Origin of the sequence: Bremerella cremea, from assembly GCF_003335505.1 — a bacterium.
Lineage (GTDB): Bacteria > Planctomycetota > Planctomycetia > Pirellulales > Pirellulaceae > Bremerella > Bremerella cremea_A.
The window spans coordinates 201,909-213,769 of sequence record NZ_QPEX01000030.1 but is presented as its reverse complement, the minus strand read 5'-3'; the positions used below and the strand labels follow the sequence as shown (position 1 = coordinate 213,769).

7 protein-coding genes are annotated in these 11,861 nt (G+C 54.4%); 6 read left to right on the top strand and 1 reads right to left on the bottom strand.

What is annotated here, in order from left to right:
- The first annotated feature begins 118 nt into the window (after positions 1-118).
- The 5 genes from DTL42_RS15770 (at position 119) to DTL42_RS15750 (ending at position 7,447) form a co-directional block, all read left to right on the top strand.
- The gene (locus tag DTL42_RS15770; RefSeq protein ID WP_114369682.1) at positions 119-1,453 is read left to right on the top strand and encodes a PQQ-binding-like beta-propeller repeat protein; all 1,335 of its coding nucleotides are present in this window, start codon (positions 119-121) and stop codon (positions 1,451-1,453) included.
- 53 nt (positions 1,454-1,506) lie between these two features.
- A complete protein-coding gene (locus DTL42_RS15765) occupies positions 1,507-2,217 on the top strand; it encodes a hypothetical protein (RefSeq protein ID WP_114369681.1) in 711 nt (236 codons plus the stop codon).
- 66 nt (positions 2,218-2,283) lie between these two features.
- Positions 2,284-5,160, top strand: a complete 2,877-nt coding sequence (locus DTL42_RS15760; RefSeq protein ID WP_114369680.1) for a DUF3386 family protein — start codon at positions 2,284-2,286, stop codon at positions 5,158-5,160.
- Positions 5,161-5,300: 140 nt separating this feature from the next.
- Positions 5,301-6,833 carry a DUF2271 domain-containing protein gene (locus DTL42_RS15755; RefSeq protein ID WP_158545410.1) on the top strand — a complete coding sequence of 511 codons (1,533 nt, stop codon included), beginning with the start codon at positions 5,301-5,303 and terminating at the stop codon, positions 6,831-6,833.
- The gene (locus DTL42_RS15750; protein ID WP_114369678.1) at positions 6,830-7,447 is read left to right on the top strand and encodes a PepSY-associated TM helix domain-containing protein; all 618 of its coding nucleotides are present in this window, start codon (positions 6,830-6,832) and stop codon (positions 7,445-7,447) included. The genes DTL42_RS15755 and DTL42_RS15750 overlap by 4 nt, the downstream gene beginning before the upstream one ends.
- Positions 7,448-7,496: 49 nt before the next feature.
- Here DTL42_RS15750 and DTL42_RS15745 read toward each other — a convergent pair whose 3' ends face one another.
- The gene (locus DTL42_RS15745; RefSeq protein WP_114369677.1) at positions 7,497-8,423 is read right to left on the bottom strand and encodes a PLP-dependent cysteine synthase family protein; all 927 of its coding nucleotides are present in this window, start codon (positions 8,421-8,423) and stop codon (positions 7,497-7,499) included.
- A 423-nt stretch (positions 8,424-8,846) separates the two neighbouring features.
- Here DTL42_RS15745 and DTL42_RS15740 point away from each other — a divergent pair, with 423 nt between their 5' ends.
- A complete protein-coding gene (locus tag DTL42_RS15740) occupies positions 8,847-11,846 on the top strand; it encodes a PSD1 and planctomycete cytochrome C domain-containing protein (protein WP_114369676.1) in 3,000 nt (999 codons plus the stop codon).
- Positions 11,847-11,861 lie beyond the last annotated feature (15 nt).

Here is an 11,861-nt window from a genome sequence, read left to right as displayed (position 1 = left end):
CCGCTTTGTTTTCTTACCCTCGCGATGGGAAGTTTCGTACGATTGATCCAAAGGCTTGCGCTTGCCGACTAGCCGCATTCAATCGATCAAAGAAATCCGCCTAAGGCACTAGAGATTCATGAAGACCATTCGACAGACCCACGTTGCTTTTGCGTTGATCGCATTTGCCTGCTTGATTGCCCCTGGTTTCGCAGCGGAATCAAATACGGGTGCCTCTTGGCCCAAATTTCAAAATGGAGGCCACTGCGTGGTTCCTGGAAACACGCTTCCTCAAGAGTGGTCAGGCGAAGCCAACTTAGCTTGGAAAGCAAAGATTGAAGGGTATGGTCAATCAACTCCGCTAGTTTCTGACAATCAAATCGTCGTCACTTCGACCAGCGGCCCCAACAAAGAAAACTACTTCGTTGCCTCGTTCGCTCTGTCCAACGGCGAAAAGCTGTGGCAAGTCGAATTGAAAAATCCCAGCCCAATCGAAAACACCTCGTACGTCAGCCGAGCCGCTCCGACCGGCGTAGTCGATGAACAAGGTTTCATTGCTTATTTTGAAGGTGGCTTGGTGGTTGCCCTCGATCCTCAAGGCAAAATTCGCTGGCAACGGAATTTGGTTGAAGACTACGGCCCGATCACTTCGCGGCACGGTCTTTCCTCTTCGTTAGAACAGAACGCCGAGCATGTCTTCGTGTGGGTCGAGCGTGCAGAAGAACCTTACTTGGCGGCTCTTAACAAGTCGAACGGCGAAACGGCCTGGAAGGTCGCTGGCCTCGGCTCGACCTCGTGGAGTTCTCCTCGACTAATCCCGGTCGGCGATACCGAGCAGTTGGTCTGTAGTGCCAGCGGTAAGATCGCCGGTTTCGATCCGGCCAGCGGAAAACGCCTGTGGGATTTCGAGCAAATCGCCAACAACACAACCTGCTCTCCTATGCCGGTTGGAAATGGGCGATTTCTGATTGGGGCCTCGGATGGTCGCGGCGAAGAAGCCGCACAGACCGACGGCACCTCGAACGGCGTGATTGAAATCGTGAAGCAGGACGATGGCACTTACCAGGCCGATTTCGTCTGGCAAGCCGCCAAAGCCAAATCAAGCTTCGGTAGCCCCATCGTTGCCAATGAAACGGCCTACTTTGTGAATCGAAGTGGTGTGCTATTCGGGGTCGATCTAGAAACCGGCAAGCAAAAATCAACCGCACGCCTGCCGATTGGCGGTATCTGGGCTACTCCCCTCAGCCAAGGCAACTTGTTGTACCTGTTCGGCTCGAAGGGAACCACCGCCGTTATCGACATGACCAACGGTGACTCGATTGCCGAGAACGTTCTATTCGAGTCCGCGTCTGCTGCCGAAGGAGAGATGGCCCGCGGCGGGGAAACGCTTTACTCAGCGATTGCCGTTCCTCCGTACCTGCTTCTCCGAACAGGTGACACCTTATACGCCCTGAAGAATCAATCGTCGGAATAGCCTTTTGCCACGCCAACACCCAATCGTTGTCCACTTCCCCCTTAGGTATTCCTATGAAACATCTTCGTAATCTCCTCTTGCTCGTTGGCATCCTGGCTTCGACTTCTCCTGCCTACGCTCACTTTCCGTGGGTTACGATTTCGGAAGAAGGCAAGGTTACTTATTTCTTCGGCGAGAACCCTGCCGATCGCACTTATAAGCTGCCTGGCCCCATTGCCAAGTGTGATGTCGAACTGATTACAGCCAAAGGGACAAAACAGAAGATCGCCCTCAACAGTATCGAGACCGACGACTTTATCGGCCGTGAGTCTGGTGAAAGTGGTGATTCCTCTGCCACACTTCAGTCGCAAGTCACTTTCGGCATCTACCACGGCTCGCGATTGGAATACTACACGGTCCACGTTGGCGGCAAACTACCTACCACCCAACAAGAAGCCGCTAAGACCGCGACCGACCAAAATCTGAAAGCTCTTTTGGTCGACAACGGCCATGGGGTCGACGCCTACGTGCTATGGAAAGGCAAACCATTGACAGATGCTGAAGTTCATCTCTTCTGCGAGGAAGGCGATGAAGAGGCAACCGCCAAGACCGATCAAGAAGGCAAAGTTTCGTTCACGAATAAGCAAGTTGAAGCTGGGCTAAACGGCATCATGGTCGGCCATACTATCCCTGATGAAAGTGGCACGGTCGGCGATCAAAAGTACGAATCCGCTTCGCACTATCTGACCGTTACATTTCAGGCTCCCGAAGGTGACGAAAAGTAATCTATCGCTTAGCGTTCTTACCCAGTCCAACCGATTCTTCGACGTTCATTCCCCGAAATCGATTCTATGCGAAACATACTCCCCCACTCTATATTCCTGCTGATTGCAGTAGCTTGCCTGCCGGCGATCGCAGCGGAACTCGAAACGAAAAAAACGCCAGACACCACAACCGCCGCCGACCTGCGTAAAGCGGCTCACGATGCACGTGACGTCTGGCACGACTTCCCTGGCTTCTCAGCCAACATCGTGGTCCGTGAAGACGACCAACGCTACGCAGGAACGATCGATGTCGGTGCCGACTTCGAATACGTTTTGAATATCGACAAAGCTGCCGAAAAGCCTTGGCTGAAATCAAAACTCCGCTCGGTGATCTCGCATCGTCGTCCCGAAGAAGCACCACACCAGTACGACGTCGCCTTCCAAGATGAAGGGCCTGACCATGCTGGCGGACGCCTAATCGCCGAGAACGACGGCTCTGGCGTATTCCGTATTCAAGATGGTGAGATCAAAGAAGTGATTCGCCGCAATGAATCGTCTTGGTTCGAGATCACCACCCTGGAAAATTTCACCACACCAGCAGGCAAAGTCTTACCACAAACGACGTCGGTCACTTTCCGTGACCCTCAAACCGGCGACATCGAATCGAACCTTTCCAACTATTTTGGCTGGAAGCAAGTCGGCAATTTCTACTTGCCGGCAACCTGCTATACCGTCAAGGTCGGCGAAGAAGGACAACGCTCGGTGCGCAAGCTGGAGTTCACCGGACATCAGCTCCATTTGCCTGCTCCGAAGCAAGTACAGCTCCATAAAGCGATGCCAGAATCGCTGACCAGCTTCGGCGCTGCGGTGATGGGGGATTACTTGTATGTCTTCAGCGGACACGATGGCGACGCCCACGGTTTTGGTGTTGACGTGCTGGCCGATCATTTTCGCCGTATTCAATTCGACGATCCCAATGCCTCTTGGGAAGAACTCGCTAAGCACGAGCCCTCGCAAAGCGCAGCGTTGGTTACCGATGGCCAGTATCTTTATCGTATTGGCGGTCTCACTTTTCTGAACCGAGGCGAAGAAGATACCCACTTTAAATCAACCACACATTTCAGCCACTACGATGCTGAAAAGAACGAGTGGACAGAACTGACTCCCCTGCCTGAACCACGCTCGTCGCTTGATGCTGCCGTGCTTGGCCGCCACGTTTATGTAGCCGGTGGTTGGAACCTGCAAGGCGAATCGTCCGCAGATGCCCCTTGGCACGACGACATGCTGCGGTTCGATCTCGACCATCCTGAAAAGGGTTGGGAGTCGCTCCCCGGCCCTGGTTACCAAACACGAGCGATTTCCTTGGCCGCCCACAACGGCAAGATCTACCTGTTTGGCGGCATCCGCCCCGATGGCATTTCCCGTAAGGTTTCGGTTTACGATCCAGCAGAAAATAGCTGGAGTGAGGGACCGGAGTTAAAAGCCGACAGCAGCACGTCTGGTTTCGCCACCAGTTCCTTCGCCACGGGTGATCACTTATACGTAGCCGGTAGTTCGGGAATCGTCTATCGTTTGAGTGAAGATGGTAACCAATGGGAAATCGCAACTCGTTTGATGTTCCCACGCATGTTCCTTCGCTTGCTCCCTGTTTCTGCCGATCGGTTGCTCGCCGTAGGTGGAATCTCGTCGGTCGGAGGTCGCATGGCGGTCGTTGAATCAGTGAACGTCTCGTCCGCAAGCGAGGCCCCCCACCTTATGAAATGGTCGGTTCCTTTCGACGGCAAGGCCAAACACAGCCAAACGGTCGTACTTGATGGCGGCAAGCTTTATGCGTTCGGCGGCAATGCCAGTCGCTCGCCCCACGATTTCTCGCCAGATGCGTTCGTGAACGAAGCGTTTGTTTTCGATATCGGAGCTCAATCGGTCGAGCGACTGCCCGACATGCCGTATGCGATGCAAAGTGGGGCTGCCGTGGCTCATTCGCTGACCAGCCAACATGATCAAATTTTGGTTTTGGGTGGCTTGGGTGTTCAGAACGATCAGTTCGGTTCACTGACTGGCGTGCTTTCCCTAAATCCGAAAGCCAAGACCTGGAGTGTTGCTCCGGCAAGCTTACCAGAGCCACGTGGCATGTTCCAAGCCACCACGTTCGACGACGCAATCTGGAGCTTTGGGGGGAGCGAGGCCGGAAAAGGTGCCGGTTTGAACACCGACATCGTCCATTGGTGGGGCGACGAGTCCTCTATTGCTCCCCTGCCAGAAGTCACGTTGCCTCACGCTCGTCGTTCGTTTGGCAGTGCTCGCTTGGGTGACGAATACTACTTGGTTGGTGGCCTGGCCGCAGGAACCGAGATCGCGGAAGCGGTCGATGTATTCAACTTCAAGGATCGTACCTGGCGAGAAATCGCTTCCCCCAACCGTCACCGCGTGTTCCCTAGCTTGGCAAGCGATGGCGAACAGCTCTATCTGTTCGGAGGTTTCTCGAACACCAACGGTCATTTCGCTCCAGAACCCTCGCTAGAAGTATACGACCCAGCCTCTGACCGCTGGACGATTTTGTCAGAATCGATCGAAGGAGTCGATCCGTCGATGACGCTGCGAAACTTTGGCGGTCGGCTGTTGTTCTATGGAATAGATAAAGAAGTGGACGGCCAAGCCAACTTCGTGTTGCTCGATCCAACTCCCAAAGCACAGCCCAAGGAAGTTTCCGGCATGAGCTTCACCGCTCCGCGCCGAGACAGGGGTAATCAAGCGGCTGCCAACGCCAAAGCGATGATGCGGAAGGATGCCGATAAAGATGGTAAGCTATCCGCCGACGAACTCGGTAGCCGCCTAGGCTCGTTGATCGAGTCAGGCGACCAAGATGGTGATGGCCTAATGAACCACGACGAACTCGTCGCAGCCCTTGAGAAACAAGCTCAGGACACGAAAGACGAAGAATCCGAGCAAGCAAAACAAGACTAAAGTGGGCCAATTTAGTCGTTGGGTCGCCATGCCCAATCGGGCATGGCGACCAATTCATTACTCGCGTTACCCTGCTTATCCGACGACTGCGTGTTACTCAGTCGCCCGGTGCTGACAATATGCCTCTGCGGACGAATTCGATGAAGCTGCTTTGTTTGTTTTGCCTCTCTGTGTTTGCCGTTTCCGTATGCGGCCCTGTCACCTATGCCGAGGACTTTCGTTTCCAGCACGAACACATCCTAGGGACCTCTCTGGAATTGATCGTTACGGCGAAAGATCGTGCTGAAGCCGATCGAGTCGAAAGCCGCGTGCTGCATGAGATCGACCGCCAAGCAGCGATCTTTAGCCGATACGATCGCGAGAGCCAATTGATGCTTTGGCAGACAGGGCAACTCTCGGCAGACAATCTTTCCCCAGAACTCGTAACCGTCTTGAAGCGAGCCGAATATTGGCGAGCCGTTTCCGACGGTGCCTTCGATGTTCGGAGTGGTGCGTTAACGTCCCTCTGGCAAACGGCTGCAGATCGTGGTCAGGCCCCTACCGACCAAGCCCGGCAAGTGATCCTCACGCAACTGGACCGTCCCCCATATCAGGTCAGCGAAGCGAACCAGATAAAACGTCTCGACTCGCTCGCGATTAGTCTCGATGGGCTGGCGAAGGGATATATTTTGGACGCCGCTTGCGAAGTCGTACATCGCGAGTTCCCCTCGGTTAGCGACTTTACGATCAACATCGGCGGAGACCTCCGCAAACTGGGCGATGCTCCGCTCGAAATCTCAGTAGCCAATCCACGCCATAGCTCTGAAGCTGCCCGCCCCTTGGAAAAGTTCGTCGTCACCCAGCCAATTGCCATGGCAACGAGCGGCGGTTATCGTCGCTATCTGGAAGTTGGTGGACGCCGGATTTCTCATATCTTCGACCCTCGCACGGGTTTACCCGCTGACGAAGTTTCCTCCGCTTCGGTGGTGGCTCCCAATGCCCAAGACGCCGATGCCTTGGCGACGACGCTTTGCGTGTTAGGCCCGCAAGAAGGGGTCGCTTTAATCGAACACCTCTCAGCCACCGAATGCTGTCTTGTCACGCGTGAGGGAGAAGTCATTCGGTCGAGCGGTTGGCCGCTTCAACCTCAAGCCTCCTCTGCCCAGCTTCTTGTAATGAAGGAAGAAGAGAAGAAGCAAGACACCGGCTTGTTTGTCGATTTCTCGCTAGTTCGCCCCTCCGGAGGACGCGGCTATCGTCGACCTTATGTGGCCGTGTGGTTGGAAGACACCGACGGCTTTCCTGTGAAGACCGCCGTGCTGTGGATGCAAACCGAGCAGCCAGGCCCACGTTGGCATCGCGACCTGACCCGTTGGTATCGTAACGATCGCTTGCGGCAAGTGGTGGAAGAAACCGAACTGATCGGCACCATCTCGAGCGCAACACGCGGCCCCGGTAAGTACGATGCCTACTTCGACGGCACCGATAACGCAGGCAAACCGTTAAAGCCAGGCAAATACACACTGTGCTTGGAAGTAGCCCGCGAACACGGCACCTATCAACTCATCCGGGAAGCAATTCAGTGGGGAGACGAACCCATCGCACCCAAGAAGCTGAAAGGGAACGTGGAACTTGACGACGTTTCGTACCACTTTGTTCCTGCTAAGCCCGAGACCAAGTCGGACGCCTCATGAGTTCAGCCCCCCAGCCACCCCAACGTGGCAAGAAATGGTATGCGGCCAGTGCCAAATGGACTCGCTGGCTGCACACCTATCTTTCGATGATCAGCTTTGCGACGCTGCTGTTCTTTGCCGTAACCGGTCTAACCCTCAACCATCCCACTTGGTTTGGCGCCGCAGAACCGGTCATTCGTGACGACAGCGGAAGCTTCCCTACGTCTGTCCTAGCCGAAGAAATCGACAAGCTCTCTATCGCCGAAGAACTGCGTGCCACACACAAGCTGAAAGGCAAAGTGAGCGAGTTCGAGGTAACCGAGTTCGATTGCATGGTCGTTTTCAAAGGGCCAGGCTACGCGGCCGATATCTTTATCGATCGTGAAACGGGCAAGTATACGCTCACCGAAACGGCCAGTGGCGTGGTCGCTGTGATGAACGACCTCCACAAAGGGCGCGACTCCGGCAGCGAGTGGTCGCTGGTGATCGATATCTCAGCAGTTCTGCTTGTGCTGGTTTCCCTGAGTGGACTTATCCTGCTGCTGTTCCTCAAACGGACACGCACGCCCGGTTTGATTGTTACGGTCGTGGGAACCATCTTGCTGGTCGCTGTTTGGGCAATTTGGGTTCCTTGACTAAGGCCTGGAACCTCTTCCCATCAATCAAGCAGCCCCAACGGTCTCGTTACATTCGACTAAACAGTTCCGTGGAAAAATACCGTTCCATCCGATCAGGGAAAACCGTCAAACAGACCGGATTTTGGCCATGGTCTTCATACGCGCGGACGGCAGCCAAGTAGTTGAGCCCGGAACTAGGGCCGATGGGAAAACCAGCTCGGATGAGTTTGCGTGTAACTTCAATTGCCTCATCATCCGAGATTTCAAACTCCTGCAGCTTAGTAAAACCAGCCGTCTTGAAAATCTCGGAAAGTCCATCGACAACGCCTGGGATCCGCTTGCTGAAGCTGCAACATTCGATGTCCGAGATCAGTTTGTCGCTCACCGGTCGAGCCAACACGGGCGTCACCGGGCAGCCTGCCGCTAACAAACCTTTGGTGACTCCGACCAGCGTTCCGCCGGTCCCTACTCCGCTGACAAATAGATCGACATTGCCGGTTGGAATTTGGCAAAGCACCTCGCCAGCGGTTTCGTCTTGGTGAGCCTTGGCGTTGTCCTGGTTCGTAAACTGGCTTGGCCAAAACGCGTTTTTTTCGGCGGCTAGTTGTTTTGCCCGATTAATCGAACCTTGAATGCCGTCGTCGGCTGGTGTCAACTCAACCTTCGCCCCGTAAGCCTTGATAATGGTCACACGTTCTCGGCTGACCCCTTCTGGCATAATCGCGGTGAACTGCAGCCCAAGCTGCGCCGACGCCAAGGCGAAAGCGATGCTGGTCGAACCGCTGGAAGCCTCCACAACCGGATCTCCCGCCGAAAGCACACTACTTCGTACTGCCTTCGACAAAATATACCGAGCAATACGATCTTTGGTCGAACCCGAAGGATTCAGATACTCTAACTTGCACCAAACCGGCACACCGAACTCCGGCAACTTGATTGGCACAAGGGGCGTAGTAACACGACTTGAAGCGAGCAGAGCAAGAGACTCGAACATAAGCGAATTCGTTGCCTAACAAGAGTGAGATTCATAAACCCTGAGAGTAACGCACAACTGCGTTTTCTTCTACATCGCCATACCCACAACTCCCCCCCCTAAAAGACATCCTCAAAGGGAGTAAAGCCTTTGAAATAAAAGGCTTTTCGGTTGCATTGTCAATTCTCGGCCATCGCTCCAAGGAATTGCGCTAAGTGACCAGACATCACCTCACTGCGGTGATTGAACCCGACTAAAGGTCCACTTGCATCCTTTAGGGGCATTTAGGGTTATGAAGGGAGGCAGAAATGACCACGTTTTCACTTGCCAATCGAGCCCAAGTTGTGGCAAACTCAGCTATTGCCAAGTCGACAGACAATGCTTTGGCTTGCCTGCCGATCCCCCTACCTCCCCCGCCTGAGCCCCTCGCTTGTGTCGCATTCTATGAATCGTACTTTCTCGCTTGCTACTTTCATTTCGGCCGTGTGCTGCAGTGGATTGCTTCTAGGTGCCGAGCCGAATGAGAATTTCTTCCGCGAACAAGTCGCTCCGATCTTGGCAGGAAAGTGCGTGCGTTGTCATAACGACGCACAAGCTGGCGGTGGCCTTTCGCTAACGACCGCACGCGAGGCTCTCTCGGGTGGGGACAGCGGCGAGTCGATCGTCGTAGGCCAGCCAGATTCCAGCTTTCTGTTGGACTATCTGGTCGGCGAAAAACCGGAAATGCCCAAAGGCAGTCCTCCGCTGTCTGCCAACGAGGTCAGTCTCGTTCGCCAGTGGATCGCCGCTGGGGCAAAGTGGCCGCATGATTTGACATTAGAAGTAAAAGACGACTGGTGGTCGCAGCAATCCCTCTCACGTCCTGCCGTCCCTTCCGTGCCAGCAGCGTTTCAAGCGTCCGTACGCACACCAATCGATGCCTTCGTCATTGCCAAGCTCGACGAGCAAGGCATGCATCTTTCACCGCCAGCAGATGCGCGGACATTGGTTCGCCGGTTGTTCTACGATCTGACCGGTCTCCCGCCAACTCCGCAAGAGATGCAAACATGGACCGAGAAACTAACCGCTCCAGACTCATCAGGGATTAACGACGAAGCTTACACGCAATTAGTCGACCACTTGTTAGCTTCGCCTCGCTACGGCGAACGCTGGGCGCGGCATTGGCTGGATGTGGTCAAATATGCCGACACGTGTGGCTACGACAAAGACAAGCTCCGCCACCATGCGTGGCCCTATCGCGACTATGTCATCCGCAGTTTCAACCAAGACAAACCTTACGCCCGCTTCGTTCAGGAACAGATCGCGGGCGATGCGTTGTTTCCAGGCGAACCGGATGGCATTCTCGGTTTAGGTTTTATTGCTGCTGGTCCCTGGGATTTCATCGGCCACGTAGAGGTTCCCGCCACTAAGATCGATGGCAAAAATGCTCGAAACCTCGATCGCGACGAAATGGTCAGCAACACCTTAAACACTTTCTGCAGTGTCACCATTCAGTGCGCACGATGTCACGACCATAAATTCGATCCGTACACGCAACAACATTACTACGGGCTGCAATCGGTCTTCGCGGCCGTTGATCGGGCAGACCGGGTTTTCGACCTCGATCCTGCCGTCGAACAAAAACGGCAATCACTAGTAGCGGAAAAGCAAAATGTTGCCTCGCAATTGGTCGCCTGGCAACAAGAGATTCAAGCTGCCGGTGGCAACCAACTGGCCAAACTTCGCCAGCAAATCAGTGCCCTGCATGGCAAGACTCGGCCTGAGTTGGAAGTGCCAGAACATGGCTACCATAGCCAGATCGAACCGGTTGCGCATGTCGAAAAATGGGTGCAGATTAACCTCGATCATCCAATAGAACTAAGCAAGATCGTACTCCACCCTTGCTACGATGATTTCGCCGGCATCGGTGCTGGCTTTGGTTTTCCGATCCGATTCAAGATCGAAATTGCTGCGAATCCACAGTTTGAAAACGCTCAACTTGTTGTCGATGAAACAGGGCACGATTTCCCGAATCCGCTGCTCGGAACCTACCAGGCCGAAACGCGTCTCACCGCCCAGTTCATCCGTGTAACTGCCACCAAGCTGGCCCCACGAAAAAACGATTTCATCTTTGCTCTGTCCGAAGTCGAGGTATTCGACGCCTCGAATCGTAACGTCGCGCAAGGTTCGGTCGTCACGTCGCACGATTCCATCGAGGCCCCAAATCGTTGGCGACGAAGCAACTTGGTCGATGGACGCTGGCCGCAGTCACTTGATCCAGCAGCCGTCGAGCAACTCGTTAGTGCCCGAGCACAACTGGCCAAGCTCGAAAGACAAATCGAAACGCCAGAACGAACTTCGCGACGCAAACAGTTAGAAGCGGAGCAGCAGCGAATTGACCAAGAGTTGGGCCGTCTACCGTCCGGGCAAATGGTTTACGCCGCTGCGACCCAGTTTTCAGCCCAAGGAAATTTCAAGCCGACCGGCGGTGTCCCTCGCGATGTGCATGTCCTGCATCGCGGCAATGTGACCTCCCCGCTGGAAGAAGCAATTCCGTGTGCCCTTCCCTTGCCTGGCCAAGAGACAGCTCAATTCTCGCTCCCTTCCGATCACACCGAGGCCGATCGTCGAGCAGCACTTGCCCGTTGGATTACAGCGAAAGATCATCCCCTTACCTGGCGAAGTATCGCGAATCGCGTCTGGCAGTACCATTTCGATCAACCGCTTGCCGGCACTCCCAACGATTTTGGCCGCATGGGGCAACCGCCGACCCATCCTCAACTGCTTGATTGGCTGGCGGTTGAATTTCGTGATCAAGGCCAATCGTTTAAAGCCTTGCATCGGTTGATCGTAACCAGCAGCGTCTACCGCCAAACATCCCAGCACAACGAGGCATTTGCAGCCCAAGATGGCAGCAACCAATACCTCTGGCGGATGAATCGACGACGTCTGGAAGCCGAAGAGATCCGTGATTCGATTCTCTCGGTAAGTGGCCAACTTGATTTGAAAATGGGAGGTCCTGGCTATTATCTCTTCGCGTTGGAAAAAGCGGAGCATTCGCCGCACTACGAATATCACAAATTCGATCCAAGCGATCCAGCTTCCCACCGCCGCAGTATCTATCGCTTTATCGTCCGTTCGCAGCCCGATCCGTATATGACCACGCTCGATTGCGCCGATTCCTCACAAAGCACGCCTAAAAGAGACGAAACTTTAACGGCCCTGCAAGCGTTGTCGATGCTTAACAATCCTTTCCAACTCGTCATGGCCGAAGCATTCGCCCAGCGACTGGAGTCTGAGGCCAACACGCTAGACGATCAAATTGATCACGCTATTTGGCTAACATTAGGTCGAAGTTCGAACGAAACGGAACGCCGCGAGTACGCCACTTTTGCCCAGCAGCACGGCTTGGTGCAACTATGCCGAGTTCTGTTGAACCAAAGTGAATTCGTCTACCTCGACTAACCTTCCCAGGTCACT

Excerpts from the sequence above, each read along its gene's own strand:
- DTL42_RS15770 (WP_114369682.1), top strand. The coding sequence starts at position 119 with ATGAAGACCATTCGACAGACCCACGTTGCTTTTGCGTTGATCGCATTT.
- DTL42_RS15765 (WP_114369681.1), top strand. The coding sequence starts at position 1,507 with ATGAAACATCTTCGTAATCTCCTCTTGCTCGTTGGCATCCTGGCTTCG.
- DTL42_RS15760 (WP_114369680.1), top strand. The coding sequence starts at position 2,284 with ATGCGAAACATACTCCCCCACTCTATATTCCTGCTGATTGCAGTAGCT.
- DTL42_RS15755 (WP_158545410.1), top strand. The coding sequence starts at position 5,301 with ATGAAGCTGCTTTGTTTGTTTTGCCTCTCTGTGTTTGCCGTTTCCGTA.
- DTL42_RS15750 (WP_114369678.1), top strand. The coding sequence starts at position 6,830 with ATGAGTTCAGCCCCCCAGCCACCCCAACGTGGCAAGAAATGGTATGCG.
- DTL42_RS15745 (WP_114369677.1), bottom strand. The coding sequence starts at position 8,423 with ATGTTCGAGTCTCTTGCTCTGCTCGCTTCAAGTCGTGTTACTACGCCC.
- DTL42_RS15740 (WP_114369676.1), top strand. The coding sequence starts at position 8,847 with ATGAATCGTACTTTCTCGCTTGCTACTTTCATTTCGGCCGTGTGCTGC.